Here is a 23,377-nt window from a genome sequence, read left to right as displayed (position 1 = left end):
CCAGGGCCGGCCCCTGGGCTCGCGGCAGCGGCGAGCGGAGGGCTAGTCGGCCAGCGCCGTGGAGAGCGCCTCGACGTAGCGGAGGGCGGTCAGGCGGGCCAGCGCGGGGTGGGCGCCCAGGGGGGCGGAGTGGGCGGATCCCACCATCGCGGCCGCGGCCGGGACGAGGGCCGCCTCCTGCTCCGGGCCGATGAGGTGCGGGGCGACGGCGATCGACGTGGCGCCGGCCATGCGCAGCTGCTCGGCGGCGCCCTTGACGGACGACTCGTCGTTCAGCGAGGCGGTGAAGACGGGGGCCGCGAGGCGCGAGGCGAGCAGGACGCCGGTGACCTCGGCCTGCCGGACGGCGGTCGCGTCGCCGGGCGTGGCGATGATGACGCCGGACGCGGCGGTCACCATCGTCATCAGCCTGATCCGGTCGGCGCGGGCGAGGCCGGCGTCGGCGAGGCGGTCGTGCAGGGCCTCGGCGATCAGCGGGTGCGGGCCGAGCGGCTCGGCGGCGACGGCGCGCACGGGGGAGTTCGTCACGGCGGCGTGCACGGCGGCGTCCAGGGCCCGGTCGGGGCCGGTGGACAGCGGTACCACCACGGCGGCGAGCTCGTCGTCCTGCCGGCGCAGGCCGGCGAGGACGCCGTGCAGGCCGGCCTCGTCGCCCTCCAGGTGCGCGACGCGCGCGGGCTGGCCGGTGTGCTCGATCTCGACCAGCCGGGCGAGCTCGGCGGCGACCTCGGTGCCGGCGCGCCGGGCGGGACCGGGGACGGCCAGGACGAGCGTGGGGGATCCGGGGGGCAGCAGGAAGGATTCGTCGCCGCGGTGCCGGCCGCCGCGGGGTGTGCGGCGCCGTCGCGACGGCAGTGCCTCGGGTGCCTGGCTTTCGGGACTCACGGCGGGCATCGTAACGCCCTCCGGCCCGGGAACCGTCCTCCCGGTCCGGCCGTCGTCGTTGCCTGTATGAATCGCCGCTCTCCTTCCCGTGCCGGCCGCGACGCGAGCGGTGGGTGAAGAAGCAGAGTATGGCGCAATGCTCCCGAGGGACAGGGGGAAATGAAGTAAGTTGTCCGGATTTGCCGCTATCTTCCTCCCCCAGTTCCTCAAGATCGCTTGGCCCGCGGGCATTGCCGCAGGTGGCGCGGAATGGCGGCAATGCGTCCGAAAGCCGCCAAAGGGGTTGCGGGTTCGTTACGGACGGCCTTTATGATCCAGGGACCCTCCGTGCCGGAACGTTCGAGGTCACATGAAATCCCCCCGTACGCGGTCGATCCGCTCGAAGGTCGCCGCCCTGCTGCTGGTGCCGCTGCTGTCGCTCGTGGCGCTGTGGGGATACGCCGCCAACGTCACCGGGCGCGACGCGCTCGCCCAGCGCAAGTACCACACGCTCGACCGGAAGTTCGCGCCGAGCGGGCAGGGCGTCCTGGTCGAGCTGGGCCGGGAGCGCCAGGCGTCGGCCGTGTTCCTCAGCAGCCCGCGCTCCACCGAGGGCGGCACGCCCGCGGCCCTGCTGACCCAGCGCAACCGCCTGGACGAGGCCGTCGAGCACTTCCGCCGCGAGGCCACCTCGGCCGCCGCCCGCGAGGCCACCGACGCCGAGATGGAGAGCCGCGTCACCGACGTCCTGCGGGCGCTCGGCGGCCTCGGCGGGATCCGGGCCGCCGTGGACGCCCGCTCCATCGACCGGCTGACCGCGATCAACGGCTACAGCACGATGGTCGACGACCTGCACCGGCTCTACGACGCGCTCGTCGTCATCGACGACTCCGAGCTCTACAACTGGACCCTGTCGACCCGGCACGCCGGCCGCGCGATGGAACTGCTGCAGCGGGAGAACGCGCTGGTCGCGGCGGCGTTCATCACCAAGGGCCGGATGAGCCGCGCCGAGCACCGGATGTTCACCGAGATGGTCGGCGAGCAGCGCCAGCAGTGGATCAAGCAGCGCTCCCTGCTCGACCCCGTCGTCTACCGGACCGGCACCGCGCAGGTCTTCGCCGCCCCGGCGTACCAGAACTTCAGGGCCATGGAGGACCGGATCGCCGACGCCGATCCGCGCCGTCCGATCCCCGTCAGGGCCGCCGACTGGCAGCGAACGGCGGAGCCGCTCGTCCTGTCGGTCAACAAGATGGTGCTCGGCAACTCCCAGCGCGCCGGCGAGCACGCCGACGACCTCGGCCGGAAGGCCTACATCCGGCTCGGCGTCGTCGGCGGCCTCGGCCTGCTGGCGATCCTCGCCTCGGTGCTGCTGTCGCTGCGCTTCGCGCGCGGGTTCGTCCGGGAGCTGGTCGGGCTGCGCGGGTCCGCGGAGGAGGTCGCGGACAAGCGGCTCCCGGACGTCGTGCGGCGGCTGAGCCGCAACGAGACCGTCGACGTCGCCGCGGAGGCGCCGCCCCTGGAGTCCGGGCGCACCACCGAGGTCGCCCGGCTCGCCGACGCGTTCGCCAAGGTGCAGCGGACCGCGGTCGACGCGGCCGTCGGGCAGGCCGAGCTGCGCGCCGGCGTCAGCCGCATCTTCCTCAACATCGCCCGCCGCAACCAGTCGCTCCTGCACCGCCAGCTGACGATGCTGGACGGCCTGGAGAGCCGCGCCGAGGCCGACGACCTGGAGGACCTCTTCCGGATCGACCACCTCACCACCCGCATGCGGCGGCACGCGGAGAGCCTGATCATCCTGTCCGGCGCCACCCCCGGCCGCGGCTGGCGGGAGCCCGTGCGGATCGCCGACGTCCTGCGCGCCGCCGTCTCGGAGATCGAGGACTACACCCGGGCCACGGTCCTGACCGACACCGAGGACGGCCTGGTCGGCGCCGCCGTCACCGACGTCATCCACCTGCTGGCCGAGCTGATCGAGAACGCCGCGGCGTTCTCCCCGCCCAACACCGAGGTCCGGGTGATGGCCGACCGGGTCGGCACCGGGTTCGCCATCGAGATCGAGGACCGCGGCCTCGGCGTCAAGCCCGAGCTGCTCGCCGAGGCCAACCGCAGGCTCGCCGAGCCGCCGGAGTACGACCTGGTCGACACCGACCAGCTCGGCCTGTTCGTCGTCGCGCGGCTCGCCGCCCGGCACGAGATCTCGGTGACGCTGCAGCGGTCCCCGTACGGGGGCGTGACGGCGATCGTCCTGCTGCCGCACGAGCTGGTGGTGCCGGCCGAGCAGATGGTCGCCGGGACGCTGCCGCCCGCCTCCGGTCCCGGCGAGGACACCGCCCTACCCGACGGGCGGTCCCCGCTCGACAGCGTCACCGACGGCCTCGACGAGGAGGACGTGGAGGAGGCGGTGCTGGTGCCCGCGCCCCGCGCCGACGCGGTCGTCCCGCTGCGCGACGCCGCCGCACCGGGTCACCTGGAGGGCGCCGGCGGCCACCTGGAGGCGCCGCCCGCGCTGCCGGAGCTCACCGGGCCCGCGGTGCCGTGGGGCGCGCCGGACCGGCCGGCGCCCGCCTCCCCGCCGCGTCCCGCCCCGAACCCCTGGTCGGACGACGCCGTCCCTCCGCCGGACGACGAGCCGGCGGACGCGGACGGGCCCGGCGAGGAGGACGAAGACTGGCAGCCCGCGGGAACCCACGCGGGCCTGCCGCGCCGGGTCAGGCAGGAGAACCTGGCCCCGCAACTGCGCAAGAGCCCCCCGGCACCGCCCAGGATCGGCGGAGTCACGGCCGGGGGTGTCGCACGCTCGCCCGAGGAGGCACGCTCGCTGATGGCATCGATACAGCAGGGATGGCGGCGCGGACGCGCGTCCGATGTGGGGGATGAGGGAACCCGATGATGCACAACACCGTGACCGGTGAGCTGAACTGGCTGCTCAACGACTTCGCAGAGCGGGTCACGACGGTGCGGCAGGCGGTGATCCTGTCACGTGACGGGCTGGCCGTGGCCGCGTCCAACGAGCTGGCGCGCGAGGACGCCGAGCACCTGTCCGCGCTGGCGTCCGGCGTGCAGAGCCTCGCCCGCGGCGCGGGCCGGCACTTCGCGGGCGGCAACGTCCGGCAGACCATCATCGAGATGGACGCGCTGCTGCTGTTCGTGACCGCCGCGGGCGACGGCACCTGCCTCGCCGTGCTGGCGGAGGCGGAGGCCGACGCCGGCCTCGTCGCCTACGAGATGGCGGTCCTGGTCAAGCGGGTCGGCCAGCATCTGCAGGCGAGCCCGCGGTTCGCCGGCGAGCCGGGCGGCCAGGGGTTCGGAGGGCCCGGGTCGCGGGGCTTTTGACCGATGACCCCGCCGGCAGAACGGTGGCTGGACCGGGAGGCCGGTCCGGTCGTGCGACCGTACGCGATGACCCGGGGCCGGACCCGTCCCGAGGGCGCCGGCTTCGAGCTCATCGCGGTGGTGTCGGCCACCGGCGTCCCCGCCGGTGACCGGCTGCGCTACAGCCCCGACCACGCGCGGGTGCTGCGCGGGTGCGCGCGGCCCGTGCCGGTCGTCGACCTGGCCGCCGATCTCGGGCTGCCGATCGGCGTCGTCCGGGTGCTGCTCGGCGACCTGCGGGACGAGGGACTCGTCGCGGTGGTCGCCGAGGCGCAGCCGGCCACCGCGGGCCGCCGCCCCCCGAAGGGCGTGCTGAGGGAGGTGCTCAATGGCCTCCGCGCCCTCTGAGGGAACCGCGGACGCCGGCCGGACGCCCTTCGGCGCCGCGGCCCGCCCGCTCGTCACGACGAAGATCCTCATCGCCGGTGGGTTCGGCGTCGGCAAGACCACCATGGTCGGCTCGATCAGCGAGATCCGGCCGCTGCACACCGAGGAGCCGCTGACCGACCGCGGCGTCGGGGTGGACGACGTCTCCGGCGTCGGCGCGAAGGGCACCACGACGGTCGCCATGGACTTCGGCCGCATCACCCTGTCGGACCAGCTGCTGCTCTACCTGTTCGGCACCCCGGGCCAGGAGCGGTTCTGGTTCATGTGGGACGAGCTGGCGTCCGGCGCGATCGGCGCCGTCGTGCTGGCCGACACCCGCCGGCTGAAGCACTCCTTCCCGGCGATCGACTACTTCGAGCGCCGGGGCCTGCCGTTCGTGGTGGCGGTGAACTGCTTCGGCGGGCGGCGCACGCACCGGGCCGAGGACATCGCCATCGCGCTCGACCTCGACCCGGGCGTTCCGGTGGTGCTCTGCGACGTCCGCCGCCGCGAATCGTCGAAGGAAGTGCTCGTGGCTTTGATGGAGCACGTGCTGACCTGGCCGGACGAGGAATCCGATCCGGGGGAGGTGGCGGACGGTGATCGGATCCTCGATCATCGTGAACCCGCGACGTAGTAGGCTCCCGCACACCCCCGTACTCCACGCATCGGGAGGTTTCCCCCGCATGTTCCGCCCCCCAATGCCGAAGGCGACGCCGGCGCGCGCGCCGGTGAGCAGGGTCCGCCGGCCGTGATGAGACCCCGTTTCTCCTCCATCCGGGCGAGGATCAGCCTGCTGGTCGTCGTGCCGCTGCTGGCGCTCGCGTCGCTGTGGGCGTTCCTCACCGGGATCACCTACGGGGACGCGCACGTGCTCCTGCAGAGCCGTAAGTTCCAGGAGAAGACGGTGCTGCCCGCGCAGCGGCTCATCGACGCCGTGCAGAAGGAGCGGCGGCTGTCGACGGCGGAGCTCGGCGGCGCGCAGACCGTCGACCTCGGGGTGATGCGGACGCAGCGGCAGGCCACCGACAAGGCGGCCGAGGAGGTGCGCGCGGGAGGCCGGGACGAGGGGCTGCGCGACTCGATCCTGCCCGAGACCGTCCGGCGGATCGACGCGCTCGTGCAGCAGATCGGCGCCCTGGAGGGGATCCGCAGCAGCGTGGACGAGCGCGTCGCCGACCGCGCCCACGTGCTGCGGCGCTACAACGCCATCGTCGACGCGGCCTTCGCCGTCTACCTGTCGGCGACGCCCGGCGACGGGCGGATCGTCGCCGACACCCGCACGCTCATCGCGGTCGGCCGCGCCCGCGAGTTCATGAACCGCGAGGACGCCCTGCTGACCGGCGCGCTCGCCTCCGGCCGCATCACCGCCGCCGAGCGCGGCGAGTTCGCGCAGCTCGTCGGGGCGCAGCGGACGCTGTACGCCGACAACGCGCTGAACCTGCCGGAGGAGGCCCGCGCCGGCTACCAGAAGCTGGTCGCCTCGCCGCAGTTCATCCAACTCCGCCGGCTGGAGGACGAGGTGATCGGCGGCGCCGACCCGCCGGCCAGGGCCGCCGCGCGCCGGACCCGCCCGCCCGCCGGGCAGGGCGGCGCCGCCGGAGCGGGACGCGCCGCGCGCGGCTCCGGCCCCCGCACCCTGGAGCCGGCCGTGTGGCGGTTCGTCGCCGACACCGCCAACGGCCGCCTGTACAAGTTCGAGAACAGGACCCTGGACGAGGTCGTCGGCCGTGCCCAGGGCGTCGCCATCGACACGTTCGGGCGGCTCGCCGTCGCCGGCGGGCTCGGGCTGCTCGCCATCCTGCTGTCGGCCCTGATCGCGGCGCGGGTGTCGCGGCGGCTGCTGCGCGAGTGCCGCACGCTCGCGGCCGGCGTCGTGGACTTCACCAGGAAGCGGCTGCCGATGCTCGCCGAGCAGATCCGCGCCGGCGGTCCCCCCGAACCCGAGCCCGTTCCCGACGTCGAGTACCACATCACCGAGATCCGGCAGATCGCCGACTCGTTCGACCGCGCCCGCGAGGCGGTGCTGGTCGCCGCCGAGGGCGAGGTCGCGGCGCGGCGCGGGATCAGCGAGGTGTTCGTCAACCTCGCGCGCCGCAACCAGGCGCTGCTGCACCGGCAGCTCAGCCTGCTCGACAGCATGGAGCGCCGCACCGAGGACCCCTCGGAGCTGTCGGACCTGTTCCGCCTCGACCACCTCGCGACCCGCATGCGGCGGCACGCCGAGGGCCTGGTGATCCTCGCCGGCAAGAGCGCCGGGCGCGGCTGGCGCCGTCCCGTCCCGCTGGTGGACGTGGTCCGCGGCGCGGTCGCCGAGGTCGAGGACTACCCGCGCGTCCGGGTGCAGCCGCTGCCGCGCATCGCGCTGCTCGGCTCCGCCGTCGCCGACGTCATCCACCTGCTCGCCGAGGTGGTGGAGAACGCCACCACGTTCTCGCCGCCGCAGTCGCCGGTGCGGGTCAGCGGCCACCCGGTGGCCAGCGGGTTCGCGATCGAGGTGGAGGACCGCGGCCTCGGGATGACGGAGGAGGCGCTGCGCGCGGCCAACGAGCGGCTCGCCAACCCGCCCGAGTTCGACCCGTCCGACAGCGCCCAGCTCGGGCTGTTCGTCGTCGCGCGGCTGGCCCAGCGGCACGACATCACCGTCACGCTCCGCCCGTCCCCGTACGGGGGGACGACCGCGATCGCGCTGATCCCCGGGTCGCTCATCGTGGACAGCGCCGAGGCGGAATCCGCCGTGCGCCGCTCCACCGGGCCGATGGAGGTGCTGTCCGACCAGAACGCGGCGCTGTCCGCGCCGGGCCGGGCGGCGGTCGAGGCGGGCCCGGCCGAGTCCGGCGGCGTGGTCCGGCTCGTCGCCGAGGCCGAGCCCCTGCCCCCGGAGGCGGCACCGCCCGCCGCGGAGCCCCCGCCCCCGGCGCCGGAACCCGCGCGGGCAGAGGCGCCGCCCGAGCCCGCGCCGCCGCTGAAGGACGGCGACCTGCCGAAGCGCAGGCGGCAGACCCACCTGGCACCCCAGCTCAAGCAGCGGGTCGACGCCCATCTCGCCGAGCGGGGCCAGGCCCCGCCGGACGAACCGGCCGCCCCGCCGCCCGCTCCCGAGCCGGCGGTGCCGCTCGCCGCGCCCGTCCCGACGGACGCGCCGCCCCCGGAGGGCGGCGGCGCACCGGAAGGGACCGTTCCCACGGGCGAGGCACCGGAGGACCTCGCGGGCCGCTCGCCCGAGACGATGCGATCGATGATGTCCGCCATGCAGCGCGGCTGGCAGCGCGGCAGGCAGGACGCGGCCGGCACGGACCCCGCCGACACCCCACCTCACCAGGAGGACGACACCCCATGACACAGCCCCAGCACTCCGGCGCCGAGCTCCCAGGCGCGGCCGGAGGTGAGCTGAACTGGCTGCTCGACAGCCTCGTGCAGCGCGTCGCCCCGGTCCAGAACGCGGTGGTGCTGTCGAGCGACGGGCTGCGGATGGCCGCGTCGAGCGGGCTCTCCGCCGAGGAGTCCGATCACCTGTCCGCCGTGGCCGCCAGCTTCCAGAGCCTCGCGCGGGGGGCGGGCGAGTCGTTCGGCGGCGGCCCCGTCCGGCAGACGATCGTGGAGATGGAGTCCTCGTTCCTGTTCGTCACCGCCGCCGGCCGGGGCGCCTGCCTCGCCGTCCTCGCCGCCGCCGACGCCGACCTCGGCATCATCGCCTACGAGATGGCGATGCTGGTCTCCCGGGTCGGCCAGCACCTGTCGGCGAACCCGCGCGTCGGCTCCGAGACCGGTGGCCGGTGAGATGAGCGGTGCGGGATGGTACGACGACGCGGCGGGCCCCGTCGTGCGCCCGTACGCCCTCACCGGAGGCCGGACGCACTACGACGGGGTCGAGTTCGACCTCGTCGCGCTGATCGCCGTCGCGGACCCGCCGGAGCCCGCGGACGACGCCCATGCCCTTCCGGCGAACCCATGGGCGCCGGAGCCAGAACATGACATGATCCTGGAGCTTTGCCGCACCCCGTTGTCGGTCGCCGAGATAGCGTCGGATCTGGAACTTCCCCTCGGGGTCGTCCGTGTCCTGCTCGGTGACCTGCTCGACCACTCGCTGATACAGGTCCGGCGACCCGCGCCGGTGGCGCAGTTCCCCAGCGAGCGCGTACTCAAGGAAGTGATCGATGGAATCCGTGCGCTCTGAGCCGGCCGCCCATCAGGGCGACTCGGCGCTGACGGTAAAGATCCTCGTGGCCGGCGGTTTCGGTGTCGGCAAGACCACCCTGGTCAGTGCGGTGAGCGAGATCCGGCCGCTGCGCACCGAGGAGGCGCTGACCGAGAAGAGCATCGGGGTCGACGACACGACCGCCGTCGCGTCCAAGACGACCACGACCGTGGCCATGGACTTCGGGCGGATCACCCTGCCCAACGGCCTGGTGCTGTTCGTGTTCGGCACCCCGGGCCAGGACCGCTTCTGGTTCATGTGGGACGAGTTGGCCAAGGGCGCGCTCGGCGCGGTCGTCCTGGTCGACACCCGGCGCCTCGCCGACTGCTTCGCCTCGGTCGACTACTTCGAACGCCGCGGCGTCCCGTTCATCATCGGCGTGAACCGGTTCGACGGTGCGGGCCGGCACTCCGCCGACCAGGTGCGCGACGCGCTCGACCTGTCCCCCGACATCCCGGTCATCTCCTGCGACGTCCGCGACCGCGAGGACGCCAAGCGCGTCCTCATCACCCTCGTCGAACACATCATGCGCACCATGGCCGCAGGCCGCCAGACGGTCAGCTACTAACCCGAACCCCTCAACCTCTCACGGCCCCGGCCGCCGCGTTCCGCGCGGTGGCCGGGGCCGTTGCTTGTTCGTTACTTTGTCCTCTGGGTGGAGAAAGTCTGGATGATCTAGGGAAAAGGTCTTCTCAAAGCGGCGAAAGCGGGTTACGGTCTCGGCCATGAGACCGGGGTCACACGGCCCCGGGAGCGATCCCGAGAGGACGGCGTGATGCGCATGTCGGCTCGTCCGCAGAACGTGCATCAGGCACGCCTGCTGCGGCTGCTGCGCGACGAGGGCCCGCGCTCGCGCGCCGAGCTGGGCGACGTCGTCCGGCTGTCGCGCTCGAAGCTCGCCGTCGAGCTGGACCGGCTCGTCGAGCTGGGGCTCGTCGAGGGCGCGGGGCTGGCCGCCTCGCGCGGCGGGCGGCGGTCCGGGATCGTCCGGCTGGCGCCGAGCCTGCGGTTCGTCGCCTTCGACATCGGCGCCACCTCGATCGACGTCGCGGTGACCGACGGCGCGCTGGAGGTGCTCGGGCACGTCAGCGAGCAGTGCGACGTCCGGCAGGGCGCGACCGTGGTCCTCGACCGGGCGCTGGACCTGCTCGGCAAGCTCCGGGACGAGGGGCTCATCCCGCAGGTGCACGGGACGGGCATCGGGGTCCCCGGGCCGGTCAGCTTCCGCGACGGCATGCCGGTCGTCCCGCCGATCATGCCGGGCTGGGACCGGTTCCCGGTGCGGGACGCGATCGGGCAGGAGCTCGGGTGCCCGGTGCTGGTCGACAACGACGTGAACCTGATGGCGCTCGGCGAGCTGCACGCCGGGCTCGCCCGGGCGGTGGACGACTTCCTGCTCGTCAAGATCGGCACCGGCATCGGCTGCGGCATCGTGGTGGACGGCGCGATCTACCGCGGCGTGTCCGGCAGCGCCGGGGACATCGGGCACATCCGCGTCGACGACGACGGGCCGATCTGCGCCTGCGGCAACGCCGGCTGCCTGGAGGCCTACTTCGGCGGCGCCGCGCTCGCCCGGGACGCCGAGGCCGCGGCCCGGTCGGGGGAGTCCGCGCAGCTCGCCGCGCTGCTGGAGACCCACGGGGAGCTGACGGCCGAGCACGTCGGCGAGGCGGCCGCCGCGGGCGACCCGGTCGCCGTGCAGATCATCCGGGAGGGCGGCCGGCACGTCGGGCAGGTGCTCGCCGGGCTGGTCAGCTTCTTCAACCCCGGCCTCGTCATCATCGCGGGCGGCGTCGCGGGCCTCGGCCACGCGCTGCTCGCCGAGATCCGCAGCGTCGTCTACCGCCGGTCCGCGCCGCTCGCGACCGGCAACCTGCCGATCGTGCTGTCCGAGCTCGCCGGCGCGGCCGGCGTGGTCGGCGGCGCCCGCCTCATCAGCGACCACGTCTTCTCCGCGTCCTGACCCCCCCGAGGAGGCCCGATGGGTACGCCCGAACCGCTGCTGCTGATGCGCGGAATCGTCAAGCAGTTCCCCGGCGTCCGCGCGCTGGACGGCGTCGACCTCGACGTCCGCCCCGGCGAGGTGCACTGCCTGCTCGGCCAGAACGGCGCCGGGAAGTCGACGCTCATCAAGGTGCTCGCCGGCGCGCACCAGCCCGACGCGGGCGAGATCGTCTTCGCCGGGGCGCCGGTGCGGCTCGCCGGGCCGACCGCCGCGATGCGGGCCGGGATCGCGACCATCTACCAGGAGCTCGACCTGGTGGACGGCCTGTCGGTCGCCGATAACATCTTCCTCGGCCACGAGCGCGCGGCCTACGGGTTCACCCGGCGCGCCGAGACCGAGCGGGCGGCGCGCGAGCTGCTCGGGCGGCTCGGGCACGGGGAGATCCCGCCGCGGCGCGAGGTCGGGCGGCTGCCCGCCGCGGGCAAGCAGGTCGTCAGCATGGCCCGGGCCCTGTCGCACGACGCCCGCCTCATCGTGATGGACGAGCCGTCGGCCGCGCTCGCCCACGACGAGGTCGGGAACCTGTTCCGCATCATCCGGGAGCTGACCGCCGCCGGCGTCGCCGTCGTCTACATCTCGCACCGCCTGGAGGAGATCCGCGAGATCGGCGACCGGGTCACGGTGCTGAAGGACGGCAGGTCCGTCGCGGGCGGCCTGCCCGCGCGGACGACGAAGACGGACCAGATCGTGTCGCTGATGACCGGGCGCGACGTGGAGTACGTGTTCCCGGAGCGGCCCGAGCCCGCGGACGACCGGCCGGAGGTGCTCCGCGTCGAGCACCTCACGCTGCCCGGCGCCTTCGAGGACGTGTCGATCACCGTCCGCGCGGGCGAGATCGTCGGCCTCGCCGGGCTCGTCGGCTCCGGGCGCTCGGAGATCCTGGAGACCGTCTACGGCGCCCGGCGGGCCGCCCGCGGGCGGGTGCTCGTCGACGGGCGGCCCGTCCGTCCCGGCGACACCGGCGCGGCGGTCCGGCACGGCATGGGCATGGCGCCGGAGGAGCGCAAGAGCCAGGCGCTGCTGATGAACGAGACCGTCGCCGGGAACGTCAGCGTCGCCGGGCTCACCCGGTACGCCTCGTTCGGCTGGCTCAACCGCCGCCGCGAGGTCGCCGACGTGCGCCGCCAGATCGAGGCGCTCGACATCCGGCCGCCCGATCCGAGACGCCCCGTCGTGACGCTGTCGGGCGGCAACCAGCAGAAGGTCGTGCTGGCCCGGTGGCTGCTCGACCCGTCCGGGCTGCGGCTGCTGATCCTGGACGAGCCGACCCGCGGCGTGGACGTCGGGGCCCGCGCCGAGCTGTACGCGGTGATCCGGCGGCTGGCCGACAGCGGGATCGGGGTGCTGCTGGTGTCCAGCGAGGTGCCCGAGGTGCTCGGCCTCGCCGACCGCGTCCTCGTCGTGCGGGAGGGCCGCGTCGTGCACACCGGCGACGCCCGCGACCTCGACGAGGGCACCGTACTCAACATGATCATGGAGGGGAGCGCTCTATGACCGACACGGGGCTGGACGAGCGCGGCGGAGCGCTCGGCCCGCTGACGAAGATGAGGCCGGGCGGCGGTGGACCGTGGCGGCCGTTCGGGCGCAACGGCGGCGCCGCCGGCCGCGAGATCCACCATCTCGGGCTGGTCGCCGCGCTGGTGCTGCTCGCGGTCGTCGGGCTGGTGACCGAGCCGGACAACTTCGCGACGTCCGGGAACGTGGTCGGCATCCTCGCCCTCGCCGCCACCATCGGCGTGATCACCGTCGGCCAGACGTTCGTCATCATCGGCGGCGGGATCGACCTGTCCGTCGGGTCGGTGATGGCGCTGGCGTCGGTGTGGGCGACCACCGTCGCGACGCAGTCCTACGGGTCCGGGGTGATGGCGCTGTGCGCGATCCTCGTCGGGACGGGCTCGGGTGTCGTGACCGGGCTGCTGATCTCTTACGGGCGGCTGGTGCCGTTCATCGCCACCCTCGCGATGCTCGTCGCGGCGCGCGGGCTGGCGCAGCGGATGTCGGACCGCAAGACCCAGCTCGTCCGGCCGGAGAACGACGCCATCGAGGCGCTGTCCACCACCAGGCTGCTCGGGCTGCCGCTGGTCGTGTACATCTTCGCGGCGGTCGCGATCGCCGGGTGGCTGCTGCTCAACCGCACCACGTTCGGCCGCCGGACGTTCGCCGTCGGCGGCAACCCGGAGGCGGCGCGGCTCGCCGGCATCAACGTCCGCCGGCACACCCTGCTGCTGTACGCGCTGTCCGGGTTCTGCTGCGGCATCGCCGCGATCATCATCATGGCGCGGACCACCACCGGCTCCAGCACCCACGGCGACCTGTACGAGCTGGACGCGATCGCCGCCGTGATCATCGGCGGGACGCTGCTCACCGGCGGGCGCGGCACCGTCGTCGGGTCGATCCTCGGCGTGCTGGTGTTCACCGTCATCACCAACCTGTTCATCCTGAACGGCCTGCAGACCAGCGACCAGCTGATCGCCAAGGGCGTGATCATCGTGATCGCCGTGCTGCTGCAGCGCCGCGGGCTCCGCTCGCCCACCTGACCCCGCCCACCCCACGTCCGGTGCCGCGCGTGTCGGGGACCGCGCGGCGCGGGACGCCCCATCCCACCAATCAGGAGCACGTCATGCGTGATCATCAGCAGGGCCCCCGTCCCACCCGCAGAGGCGTCCTGTTCGGCGGCGCGGTCGTCGCGGCCGGCAGCCTCGCCGCGGCCTGCACGAGCAACAGCGAGGACGACCCGAGCCCCGCCACCCAGGCCGGGTCGCTCGGCGGTGACAACGACAAGCAGGGCAAGCAGGTCACCATCGGGTTCTCCGCGCCCGCCGCGGACCACGGCTGGATCGCGGCGATCGCCAAGAACGCCGAGGGCCAGGCGAAGAAGTACAAGGACGTGACGTTCAAGCCGGTCGAGCCGACCAACGACATCAACCAGCAGATCTCCGCGGTCGAGTCGCTGATCCGGGCGAAGGTCAACGTGCTGGTCATCCTGCCGAACGACGGCGAGCAGCTGAACCAGGTCGCCCGCAAGGCGATGGACGCCGGCATCCCGGTCGTCAACCTCGACCGCGTCTTCCCCGACAAGCTGTCGTACCGGTCGTGGATCGGCGGCGACAACTACGGCATGGGCGTCTCCGCCGGCCACTACATCGGCAAGAAGCTGAAGGACAAGGGCGTCTCGAACCCGGTGATCGTGGAGATCCAGGGCATCGCGACGCTGCCGCTGACGCAGGACCGCAGCAAGGGCTTCGCGGACGCGCTGAAGTCCTACGGCTTCACCGTCACCGCGAAGCAGGACGCGAAGTTCACCGTCGAGTCCGGCAACCAGGTCGCCTCCAACCTGCTGCAGGCGCACAAGAAGATCGACGCGATGTGGAACCACGACGACGACCAGGGCGTCGGCGTGCTCGCCGCGATCAAGCAGTCCGGCCGCAAGGAGTTCTTCATGGTCGGCGGCGCCGGGTCGGCCAACGCGATGCGCGAGATCAAGGCGGGCGGCGGGGTGCTGGAGGCGACCGTCACCTACCCGCCGACGATGGCCGCGTCCGCGATCAAGCTGGGCCGGCTCATCGCGCAGGGCAAGGGCATGGCCGACCTGGTCGAGCTGCAGGTGCCCCAGTCGGTCACGCTGGCGTCGGAGACGGTCACCAAGGACAACGTCGACCAGTACATGCCGCTCGGCTTCGAATCCTAGAGGCACGGGGGCGTCGGTGCGCCCGCCTCCCCTTCCCCTCCGGGGCGGGCGCACCGGCCAGGAACAGAGAGGTGAGCGAATATGACGACCGTCGGAGTCGGGATGGTCGGGCACGCGTTCATGGGGCGCGCCCACTCCCAGGCGTGGCGCAGCGTCGGGCCGTTCTTCGGGCCGCCGCTGACCCCGGTCATGGCCGTCCTGGCCGGACGTTCCGCGGAGCGCGCCGGCGCCGCCGCGGCGGCGCTCGGCTGGGCGACGGTGGAGACCGACTGGAAGGAGCTCCTCCGCCGCGACGACGTCCAGCTCGTCGACATCTGCACGCCGGGCGACAGCCACGCCGAGATCGCGGTCGCCGCGCTCGACGCGGGCAAGCACGTGCTGTGCGAGAAGCCCCTCGCCAACTCCGTCGCGGAGGCGGAGGCGATGGCCGCCGCCGCGGAGCGCGCCCGCGCGCGCGGCGTCCGGTCGATGGTCGGGTTCAACTACCGGCGCGTCCCGGCCGTCACGCTCGCCCGCAAGCTCGTGGACGAGGGCCGCATCGGGACCGTCCGGCACATCCGGGCCCAGTACCTCCAGGACTGGCTCTCCGACCCGGAGGCGCCCTTCACCTGGCGGATGGACCGCGACAAGGCCGGGTCGGGCGCGCTCGGCGACATCGGCGCGCACATCATCGACACCGCGCAGTTCATCACCGGGCAGTCGCTCGCCGGGGTGTCGGCGCTGCTGGACACCTTCGTCCCGGAGCGCCCGGTGCCGGGCGGCGGCACGGCGCGGGTCACCGTGGACGACGCGGCCCTGTTCATCGGGCGGACGGACGCCGGCGCGCTCGCCACGTTCGAGGCCACCCGGTTCGCGACCGGGCGCAAGAACTCGCTGCGGATCGAGGTCAGCGGCTCGTCCGGCGCCCTGGCGTTCGACCTGGAATCGCTGAACGAGCTGTGGTTCCACGACGCGGCCGAGGACCCGCGCACCGCGGGCTTCCGGCGGATCGTCGTCACCGAGCCCGTCCACCCCTACGCCGGGCACTGGTGGCCGCCCGGCCACATCCTGGGGTACGAGCACACGTTCACCCACCAGCTGGCCGACCTGCTCACCGCCATCGCGGACGGCGCCGACCCGCGCCCGTCGTTCGCCGACGGCCTGCAGGTGCAGCGGGTCCTCGCCGCGGTCGCCGACAGCGCGGCGTCCGGCCGCTGGGTCGATGTCGAAGGGAGCGAGTGAGATGGCACGACCGATCACCCTGTTCACCGGCCAGTGGGCGGACCTGCCGTTCGAGGAGGTCTGCCGGCTGGCGTCCGGCTGGGGCTACGAGGGCCTGGAGATCGCCTGCTGGGGCGACCACTTCGAGGTCGACAAGGCCGTCGCCGACGACGGCTACGTCCCGCGCAGGCTGGAGACGCTCGCCAAGCACGACCTCAAGGTGTTCGCGATCTCCAACCACCTCGTGGGGCAGGCCGTCTGCGACAACCCCGACGAGCGGCACCGGGCGATCCTGCCGGACCGGATCTGGGGCGACGGCGAGGCCGAGGGCGTCCGGCGGCGCGCCGCCGAGGAGATCAAGGACACCGCGCGGGCCGCGGCGAAGCTCGGCGTCGGCACCGTGGTCGGCTTCACCGGGTCGTCGATCTGGCACACGGTCGCGATGTTCCCGCCCACCCCCGACGCGATGGTGGAGCGCGGCTACGCCGACTTCGCCGAGCGCTGGAACCCGATCCTGGACGTGTTCGACGAGGTCGGCGTCCGGTTCGCGCACGAGGTGCACCCGAGCGAGATCGCCTACGACTACTGGACGACCGTCCGGACGCTGGACGCGATCGGGCACCGGCCCGCGTTCGGGCTGAACTTCGACCCGTCGCACTTCGTCTGGCAGGAGCTCGACCCGGTCGGCTTCCTCTTCGACTTCCGCGACCGGATCTACCACGTCGACTGCAAGGACACGAAGGTCCGCACGGGCGACGGCCGCCGCGGGCGGCTGTCGTCCCACCTGCCGTGGGCCGACCTGCGGCGCGGCTGGGACTTCATCTCCACCGGCCGCGGCGACGTCCCGTGGGAGGACGTCTTCCGCGCCCTCAACGCGATCAGCTACGACGGCCCGATCTCGGTCGAGTGGGAGGACGCCGGCATGGACCGCCTCCAGGGCGCCCCCGAGGCGCTGGAGTTCGTCCGCGGCCTCAACGCGATGGAGCCGCCGACCGCGTCGTTCGACTCCGCCTTCTCGTCCGACTGAGCCCGCGGCGCGCCGCCCCCCGTGAGGCCACGCACGCGGGCGGCGCGCCGCTCCCCTCGTGACGCTCATTCACGACGCGGGGCGGGCGCCCAGCCTGGCGGGGGCGTGGTCCTCGACGAACCGCTCCAGCTCGGCCGCCGGGACGCCCATGGGCGGGACGACGATGAGGCGGTCCACCCCCAGCTCGCCGTAGACCCGGACGAACTCGGCGTCCGGGAGCTTCGGCGGGCTCACCGAGATGTGCAGCGGTTCCCGGCCGGCCTCCTCGCGGAGGGCGCGCACCCGGGGGATCAGGTCGGCGGCGGCGCGGCGCCCGACCATCCATCCGTACCAGCCGTCCGCGTGGCGGGCGGCCCGGCGGAGCGCCGCGGGGCCGTGGCCTCCGGTCACGACGGGGATCGGGCGCTGGAGGGGACGCGGATACGCGTCCACGCCCTCGAACCGCACATGGCGGCCCTGGAAGGCGGGCCTGTCGTCGTACCAGAGCGACCGCATGGCGGCGAGGTACTCGTCCGCGCGGGCGCCGCGTCCTTCGGGGGAGACGCCGACGGCACGCATCTCCGGCTCCAGGTACCCCGCGGCGGCACCGAAGATCAGCCGTCCCTCGCTGAGCACGTCGACGCTGGCCAGCTGCTTCGCGAGGACCAGCGGGTTCCGCTGCGGCAGGACGACGACGCCGGTGCCGAGCGCGATCCGCTCGGTGCGCGCGGCGAGGTGCGCGAGGGCGACCAGCGGGTCGGTGAACGGCGCGTCCGGCTCCGCAGGGGACGGGTCCACCCGCGGCCTCGGCAGGACGACGTGGTCGCCCACCCAGACGGAGTCGTAGCCGAGGTCCTCGGCGAGCCCGGCGACGCGGGCGGCGGTGCGCGGCTCGGCGCACGCGTACATGTTGAGAGCGAAGAGCCCGATGGTCGGTGGCATCCATCAATAGTCGAACTTTTCTACGATCGAGTCAACCGATGATCGATTCGATATACCATGTCGCCATGGTGGAAGGTCCCCCGCGGGGCGGGCTGCCGGAAGGGCTCGCGTCCCTGGCCGGCTTCCAGCTGTCCAAGTGCGGATGGTGGATGGAGCAGCGGGTCGAAGAGGAACTGAGGCCGCTCGGCATCCGGGTGCGGCATTTCCTGGTGCTGGCGATGCTCGACTCGTCCGGCACGCTCAGCCAGCAGGACATGGCCGGGTACCTGCTGCTCGACCCCACGCTGATGGTCGGGCTCGTGGACGACCTGGAGGAGCGCGGCCTGTGCGAGCGCGCCCGCGACCCGCGCGACCGGCGGCGCTACTCCGTCGCGATCACCGAGGACGGGCGCGCCCTGCACCGCCGCGCCCGGGCCGCCGCCGACCGCGTGGGCGACGAGGTGTTCGGACCGCTGGACGAGGAGGAGCTGCGCGTCCTCGTCCGCGCGGTAGGCCGGGTCATGGAGCCGTTCTGGGCCGAGCAGGCGGTGCGCCCGCGCCGCAAGAGCGCGGGCTGACGCGCGTCAGGGCAGGGCGCGGAAGTCGGTGAAGTCGAAGCCGGGGGAGACGACGCAGCTCACCAGGACCTCCTCGTCCCCGGCCGGGCGCGCGGCCTGCCAGGCGTTCGCGGGCACGACGGCCTGCGGGACCTGCCCGCCCGCCACGTCCGACCCCAGCGTGATCCGCTCGGGCGTCTCGGACGGCCGTTCCCCCTCGCCGCCGAGCAGCAGCGTCAGCGGGCCGCCGGCGTGCCACAGCCACACCTCGGCGGACCGGACGGCGTGCCACATCGACTCCTCTCCCGGCGGCAGCAGGAAGTAGATGGCGGTCGCGCTCGCCCGCTCGCCCGGGTAGCCGTCCGGCGTGAACGCCGCGTCCGACCGCCAGGTCTCCCGGAACCAGCCGCCCTCGGGGTGCGGCAGCAGGTCCAGCGCCTCGGCGGTCGCGGGTCGCTCCAGCACCGCGACGTGCCTCCCGTCCGGGCCGCGCCGCACGTACCGGACGCGGGACGCGGTGGTCCGGTCGATGATCCCGCGCGGCGGCAGGGCGCCGGGCGCCGGGTCGAGGGTGACGGCGACGACCTGGCCGTCCTCGAACACGTCGTCGGCCACGGCGAGCACTCCGGGCTCGTCGTCCGGCGCCCAGACCGCACCCGCCTCGGACAGGACGAACCTCGGGCCGGCCTGGGCCCGCCAGGCGTCGAGTGTGGTGATCAGCAGCACGGGTCGAGCCTAGGGGGTCGGGGCTATTCCATCTCAGAGAGGCGGGCCGGGTCGAACGCGATGGGGAAGGGGCGGTCGAGGGTGACGGTCTCGCCGGAGCGGGCCTTGCCCGTCAGCTCGTAGCGGCCGTCCCGCAGCTCCATCAGGGTGAGGGTGGGCCGGGGCTCCAGGTCGACCAGCCAGTAGTGCGGGATGCCCGTCGTGGCGTACTCGTCGACCTTGCGGACCCGGTCGATCTGCTCGTTGACCGTGCGCGGCGTGACGACCTCGGCGACCAGGATGAGGTCGGGGCCGTAGTAGGTGCGGGTCTGGCGTTCGAGGGCGGCCCGCGCGACGTCCCGCGCGACCGCGAAGACGTCCGGCTTGCGGACGCCGGCCGGGGTCGTGACGTCCTGCGGCGCGCCCGCGATGTGCACGTCGGCGTCGGCCTGCCGGGCCGCGTCCTTGAGGATCGCCTTGAGCCGCTCGGCCGCGTGGTCGTGCCAGAGGTCGCCCGGCAGCTCGTGCAGCCAGCCGTCGGCGAGCTCGTAGCGGCGGCCCTCCTCGGGGAGCGCGTCCAGGTCGTACAGCGTGTACGGGCCGTGCGCGCGGCCGAGCGTCCCGCCCATGGATCGTCCCCCCTCACCTCGATCAACGGGCTGTTCCGAATCTAGCGGACGGCCGTCCGGAAAGGCCGCAGCCGTGATCGCGCGTCGGGATGCGGCCGAATGTCTCGAAAGCCGAGCGACGACAAGTTAAGATACATCGCGTATTGACCCTCCTCCCACGGGAGGGTGCAGGCTGCGGAGGCGGACCCGCTAAGGAGAGATGCGATGAGCGTCGAGCAGCACCCCCAGCCCCCCGTCGCACTGCGCGCCTCGGACCGCGACCGGGACGACATGCTCGTCCGGCTGCACACCGCCTTCGCCGAGGGACGCCTCAGCGAGGCCGAACTCGACGAGCGCATCGACACCGTCCTGGCCGCCCGCACCCATGACGAGCTGGGGACGGTGGCCGCCGACCTGCCGTCCGGCCGGGTCGCCCCGCCGGGCGCCGGGCACGGGCCGGCGGGCCGGTTCCAGGTCGCCTACAAGGGCTCGGTCACGCGCGCCGGATGCTGGCGGCTCCCGGCACAGTTCACGACCGTCGTCTACAAGGGGACGGGAACGCTGGACCTCCGCACCGCCGACTTCGAGGCCGAGCTCACCGTCCTGCGCGTGCTCGCCTACAAGTCGGACGTGGAGATCATCGTGCCGCCGGGCGTTCGGGTGGAGACCGGCGGCCTCGGGGTGTCCTCGGAGGTCCACGGCGATCCGCGGCCCGGTGCGCCGGTCGTCCACGTCCGCGGCTACGCCTACAAGGGAACGATCGAAGCGAAAGATCGGATACGTCGCCCGTGAGGTGATAGAACGCTCCCGCGGCCCCATCGGCCGCCGTTCACGCGGATGTCCGTACAAGGACTCCCGTGGCGCGATTTGATGGTGGTCCGACAGGACCGTGAAGGAGCGCGTGTGACGGCGAGCACCCCGGAGCAGGACGAGGCCCGGCGGACGGCCGAGGAGGGCCCCGCGGGGTCCCGCCAGGTCCGGCGGAGGCTGACGTTCGGCGTCGCCGGCGACCTCGCCGACATGCCCGCCGCGCTGTCGCCCTGGCAGCGCGCCTACGAGGCCTGGCGCGCCGCCGGGCTGGTCTGGGGGCACGGGGCACCGCCGCGGGAGCGCGCGCCGAAGGCCGGGAGCCTCAACGCCGTCCGCCTGGAGTCCCCGCCCGAGACGGCGGACGCCCCCGCCCCGCGCCCGGCGAAGGCGAAGCCCGCCAAGCCGAGCAAGCCGAGCAAGCCCGCGAAGCCCGCGCCCGCGCCGCGGCGGACCGCGAAGGCGAAGCCCGACCCGGGCGACGTCCTGGTCGCCGGGCCGCCGAAGCCGAAGCCGGCCCCGGCGATGCGGACGGGCCTCTCCCGGCGCCTGCGCGTCCGGGCGGCGGTCGGGGCCGGGGTGCTCGCGGTCGCCGGCGGCGCGATCGTCGTCGCGTCCCAGGGCGACGGCGGGCCGGACGGGCCGGGCGTCCCCGCGCCGATCGCCGCGGACGCGCTGTTCGCGCCCGACCCCGAGGCGACGGCCGACGGGCTCGTCCAGGACCTCACCACCGTCGCCTCCGCCGGCGCGGCGGTCGTCGCCGCGGGCACCGAGGGCGACGGGGTCCCCGGCCGGGAGCGGGCCCGGTTCCTCGTCTCCGCCGACGCGGGCCGCACCTGGTCGCTCGCGACGCCGCGCGCCGCGGGCGGCGCCGCGCCGCCGGCCGGCGAGGTCCCGCGCCTGGTCTCCGGCGGAGACGGCCGCTGGGTCGCGCTCGGCCGCTCGCCCGGCGGCGGCGTCGTGGCCTGGACGAGCGACGACGCCAGGACCTGGACCCGCCGCCCGGTCACCGCGGGCTTCACCCCGTCCGACCAGGTGACCGACCTGGCCCGCACCGACCGGGGCTTCGTGGCCGTGGGCGCGTCCGGCGGCCGCGCCGTCGCCTGGAGCTCGGCGGACGGCCGCGCGTGGCAGCGCGTCGACGGCGGCCTCAAGGGCATCCTCGGCCTCGACCGCGTGGCGGCGTCCGGGAACGTGGTGCTGGCGCACGGGACGTACTCCCGGAAGATCACCGCCAAGCGCGGCAAGAAGAAGGTCACGCGGACCGTGCGCGCCGGCGGCATCTGGCGGTCCGCGGACGGCGGCCGGACGTGGGCGCTCGTCACCGTCCCGCAGACGCAGGGCTCGTACGGGGCCACGAAGGGCCTGACGGCCGGTCCGGGCGGGTTCGCGACCGTCCGCGAGGGCAGGCGCACGACCGGCCGCAAGAAGAACCGCAAGACCACGCGGTTCGGGGTGCTGTTCACCTCGCCGGACGGGAAGACGTGGCGGGTCGCGAGCAGGTTCGGCGGGTACGGCATCGACCGGTTCGACGGCACGCCGGCCGGCCTCGCGGTCATCGTCCGCGGCGCCAAGGGCGCGCACACCGTGCTGCGCAGCGCCGACGGCCGCACCTGGCAGCCCGGCGGGAGCATCCCGGCGCCGGTGGACAGCAGCGGGCTGACGGTCGCCGGCGGGCGGGTCGCCGTCACCGGACGGCAGGGCGACGACGCCTACCTGTTCGGCGTGGACCTCCGCACGGTGCCGGGCGCCGTCCACCCCGAACGCTCGATCAGCTCGCTCGCGACGGCCCCGGGCCTGGCGGTCGCGGTGGGCAGCACCAACGGCGGCACCGCGATCTGGACGGCCCCCGACGGCCGCTCGTGGACGCGGGCCCAGTTCCCCGGCACCGGCGGGCGGCTCGCGGACGCCGTCCGCGGCGACCGCGGCTGGCTGGCCGTCGGCCGCGTCTCCGGTGCCTCGCCCGGCCCCCTCGCGATGACCTCGCAGGACGGGCTGGCCTGGCAGAAGGCGCCGTTCCCCGGAGGGCCGCCGCCGGTCGCCGCCGCCGCGGGCCCGTCCGGCTACGTCGCGGTCGGGACCGGCGTCGCCTGGCGCTCGGCCGACCTGCGGACCTGGCGGCGCGCGGCCCTCGACGGGGCCCCGGCCGACGTCACCGCGACCGGCCGCAACCTCGTCGCCGTCGGCGGCCGGGGCAAGGCAGCCGCGGCCTGGACGTCCCCCGACGGCGCCGCGTGGACGCCGGCGAAGCTCCCGCCCGGCCTCACCGCCCCGCTCACGCAGGTCGCGGCCAGGGGCGGCACGCTGGTGGCGATCGCCGGCGGCGCGCCGGGCGACGCCGTCGCGCTGGTCTCCACCGACGCCGGCGCGACCTGGACGCGGCGGGTCCTCGGCCCCGGCCTCACCGCCACCGCCGTCGCGCCGACCCCGCGGGGATTCGCGGTGGCCGCGGTCTCGAACGGGAAGGCGGCCGTCCTGACGTCCCGCGACGGCTCGGCCTGGCGCCGCCTCGACGTCCCGGGGCTCGCGGGCGACGGCGCCCAGCAGCTGACCGCCCTCACCACGGTGGGGCCGGATCTCCTCGCCACCGGGACCAGCGGCGAGACACCGATCCTCTGGCGCGCCCCCGTTCCGGAGTGAGGGCGCCGGCGCGGGTCAGCCGTTGCAGCCGCAGGAGCATCCCTTCGGGCAGGAGCATCCGCCGCCGTGTCCGCAGTTGCAGTCCTTTTTCGTCATGAGCGGACGGTAACGTCCGGTGCACTCTGCGGTCTATGACCGGAGCGCGACGTGCACCTGTCGCCGGAGGCACGGGCCGTCCCGTGGCGGGGACGGGACGGCCCGTGCCCGGCCGGGCGCTCAGAAGTCGATGTGGAAGTCCACGCCCAGCAGGACGAGGACCCACAGGAAGACGGCCAGCAGGGCGCTGACGATGCGCTGGACCAGGCCTTCGTCGATGTAGCCGCGGTCCCACGCGATGAACACGCCGATGATGATGTAGATGAGCCCGACCAGGCTGATGTGCGGTCGGTATCGGGTCGCCATGGGGGGCGTCTCCTCCAGCCGGGGGTGTGACGATCGAT

22 protein-coding genes are annotated in these 23,377 nt (G+C 74.2%); 17 read left to right on the top strand and 5 right to left on the bottom strand.

What is annotated here, in order from left to right; genetic code table 11:
- Positions 1 to 42: 42 nt before the first annotated feature.
- Complete coding sequence (locus BM339_RS22635; RefSeq protein ID WP_083597849.1) at positions 43 to 885, bottom strand: sirohydrochlorin chelatase; 843 nt, start codon at positions 883 to 885, stop codon at positions 43 to 45.
- A 349-nt stretch (positions 886 to 1,234) separates the two neighbouring features.
- On the opposite strand from BM339_RS22635, the gene BM339_RS22630 reads away from it, so the two are divergent.
- From BM339_RS22630 to BM339_RS22565, 14 genes are all read left to right on the top strand, one after another.
- The gene (locus tag BM339_RS22630; RefSeq protein ID WP_075022132.1) at positions 1,235 to 3,754 is read left to right on the top strand and encodes a sensor histidine kinase; all 2,520 of its coding nucleotides are present in this window, start codon (positions 1,235 to 1,237) and stop codon (positions 3,752 to 3,754) included.
- Complete coding sequence (locus BM339_RS22625; RefSeq protein ID WP_021600264.1) at positions 3,751 to 4,197, top strand: roadblock/LC7 domain-containing protein; 447 nt, start codon at positions 3,751 to 3,753, stop codon at positions 4,195 to 4,197. Before BM339_RS22630 ends, BM339_RS22625 begins: the two co-directional genes overlap by 4 nt.
- Before the next feature lie 3 nt (positions 4,198 to 4,200).
- A complete protein-coding gene (locus BM339_RS22620) occupies positions 4,201 to 4,584 on the top strand; it encodes a DUF742 domain-containing protein (RefSeq protein WP_021600263.1) in 384 nt (127 codons plus the stop codon).
- Entirely contained in the window at positions 4,565 to 5,239 is a 675-nt protein-coding gene (locus BM339_RS22615; RefSeq protein WP_021600262.1) for a GTP-binding protein, read from the top strand. The genes BM339_RS22620 and BM339_RS22615 overlap by 20 nt, the downstream gene beginning before the upstream one ends.
- Positions 5,240 to 5,356: 117 nt before the next feature.
- Complete coding sequence (locus BM339_RS22610) at positions 5,357 to 7,942, top strand: nitrate- and nitrite sensing domain-containing protein (protein WP_075022131.1); 2,586 nt, start codon at positions 5,357 to 5,359, stop codon at positions 7,940 to 7,942.
- Positions 7,939 to 8,382 carry a roadblock/LC7 domain-containing protein gene (locus BM339_RS22605; RefSeq protein ID WP_021597609.1) on the top strand — a complete coding sequence of 148 codons (444 nt, stop codon included), beginning with the start codon at positions 7,939 to 7,941 and terminating at the stop codon, positions 8,380 to 8,382. Before BM339_RS22610 ends, BM339_RS22605 begins: the two co-directional genes overlap by 4 nt.
- 1 nt (position 8,383) lies before the next feature.
- Complete coding sequence (locus BM339_RS22600) at positions 8,384 to 8,779, top strand: DUF742 domain-containing protein (protein ID WP_033333650.1); 396 nt, start codon at positions 8,384 to 8,386, stop codon at positions 8,777 to 8,779.
- The gene (locus BM339_RS22595; RefSeq protein WP_024936315.1) at positions 8,760 to 9,368 is read left to right on the top strand and encodes a GTP-binding protein; all 609 of its coding nucleotides are present in this window, start codon (positions 8,760 to 8,762) and stop codon (positions 9,366 to 9,368) included. The genes BM339_RS22600 and BM339_RS22595 overlap by 20 nt, the downstream gene beginning before the upstream one ends.
- Before the next feature lie 207 nt (positions 9,369 to 9,575).
- Positions 9,576 to 10,763, top strand: a complete 1,188-nt coding sequence (locus tag BM339_RS22590; RefSeq protein ID WP_021597612.1) for an ROK family transcriptional regulator — start codon at positions 9,576 to 9,578, stop codon at positions 10,761 to 10,763.
- Between the two features lie 18 nt (positions 10,764 to 10,781).
- On the top strand, positions 10,782 to 12,299 hold the full coding sequence (locus tag BM339_RS22585) for a sugar ABC transporter ATP-binding protein (protein WP_021597613.1): 1,518 nt from the start codon (positions 10,782 to 10,784) through the stop codon (positions 12,297 to 12,299).
- Positions 12,296 to 13,342, top strand: coding sequence for an ABC transporter permease (locus BM339_RS22580; protein ID WP_021597614.1), 1,047 nt, complete (start codon positions 12,296 to 12,298; stop codon positions 13,340 to 13,342). The genes BM339_RS22585 and BM339_RS22580 overlap by 4 nt, the downstream gene beginning before the upstream one ends.
- An 83-nt stretch (positions 13,343 to 13,425) precedes the next feature.
- A complete protein-coding gene (locus BM339_RS22575) occupies positions 13,426 to 14,493 on the top strand; it encodes an ABC transporter substrate-binding protein (RefSeq protein ID WP_075022130.1) in 1,068 nt (355 codons plus the stop codon).
- Positions 14,494 to 14,574: 81 nt separating this feature from the next.
- Positions 14,575 to 15,714 carry a Gfo/Idh/MocA family protein gene (locus BM339_RS22570; protein WP_021597616.1) on the top strand — a complete coding sequence of 380 codons (1,140 nt, stop codon included), beginning with the start codon at positions 14,575 to 14,577 and terminating at the stop codon, positions 15,712 to 15,714.
- A 1-nt stretch (position 15,715) separates the two neighbouring features.
- Positions 15,716 to 16,720 (top strand): sugar phosphate isomerase/epimerase family protein, encoded by a 1,005-nt coding sequence (locus BM339_RS22565; protein WP_075022129.1) that lies wholly within the window; start codon positions 15,716 to 15,718, stop codon positions 16,718 to 16,720.
- A gap of 69 nt (positions 16,721 to 16,789) precedes the next feature.
- Here BM339_RS22565 and BM339_RS22560 read toward each other — a convergent pair whose 3' ends face one another.
- Positions 16,790 to 17,641: a TIGR03619 family F420-dependent LLM class oxidoreductase gene (locus BM339_RS22560; protein WP_075022128.1), complete on the bottom strand. Its 852-nt coding sequence runs from the start codon at positions 17,639 to 17,641 to the stop codon at positions 16,790 to 16,792.
- A gap of 65 nt (positions 17,642 to 17,706) precedes the next feature.
- Here BM339_RS22560 and BM339_RS22555 point away from each other — a divergent pair, with 65 nt between their 5' ends.
- Positions 17,707 to 18,198 carry a MarR family winged helix-turn-helix transcriptional regulator gene (locus BM339_RS22555; RefSeq protein ID WP_063747820.1) on the top strand — a complete coding sequence of 164 codons (492 nt, stop codon included), beginning with the start codon at positions 17,707 to 17,709 and terminating at the stop codon, positions 18,196 to 18,198.
- 6 nt (positions 18,199 to 18,204) lie between these two features.
- Here the strand turns inward: BM339_RS22555 and BM339_RS22550 are convergent, their stop codons facing one another.
- Together BM339_RS22550 and BM339_RS22545 are read right to left on the bottom strand one after the other, a co-directional pair.
- Positions 18,205 to 18,903, bottom strand: a complete 699-nt coding sequence (locus BM339_RS22550) for a cupin domain-containing protein (protein WP_256255417.1) — start codon at positions 18,901 to 18,903, stop codon at positions 18,205 to 18,207.
- 23 nt (positions 18,904 to 18,926) lie between these two features.
- Entirely contained in the window at positions 18,927 to 19,511 is a 585-nt protein-coding gene (locus BM339_RS22545; protein WP_021597621.1) for a Uma2 family endonuclease, read from the bottom strand.
- Between the two features lie 204 nt (positions 19,512 to 19,715).
- Here BM339_RS22545 and BM339_RS22540 point away from each other — a divergent pair, with 204 nt between their 5' ends.
- Together BM339_RS22540 and BM339_RS22535 are read left to right on the top strand one after the other, a co-directional pair.
- Positions 19,716 to 20,282: a DUF1707 SHOCT-like domain-containing protein gene (locus BM339_RS22540; RefSeq protein ID WP_021597622.1), complete on the top strand. Its 567-nt coding sequence runs from the start codon at positions 19,716 to 19,718 to the stop codon at positions 20,280 to 20,282.
- A 111-nt stretch (positions 20,283 to 20,393) separates the two neighbouring features.
- Positions 20,394 to 22,937: a beta propeller repeat protein gene (locus BM339_RS22535; RefSeq protein ID WP_075022127.1), complete on the top strand. Its 2,544-nt coding sequence runs from the start codon at positions 20,394 to 20,396 to the stop codon at positions 22,935 to 22,937.
- Positions 22,938 to 23,153: 216 nt separating this feature from the next.
- Here the strand turns inward: BM339_RS22535 and BM339_RS22530 are convergent, their stop codons facing one another.
- Positions 23,154 to 23,339, bottom strand: a complete 186-nt coding sequence (locus BM339_RS22530; protein ID WP_021600335.1) for a hypothetical protein — start codon at positions 23,337 to 23,339, stop codon at positions 23,154 to 23,156.
- Positions 23,340 to 23,377: the final 38 nt, after the last annotated feature.

Origin of the sequence: Actinomadura madurae (assembly GCF_900115095.1) — a bacterium.
GTDB classification, from domain to species: Bacteria; Actinomycetota; Actinomycetes; order Streptosporangiales; family Streptosporangiaceae; genus Spirillospora; species Spirillospora madurae.
The sequence above is the reverse complement of the archived record's forward strand: the minus strand, read 5'-3'. Positions and strand labels throughout refer to the sequence as shown.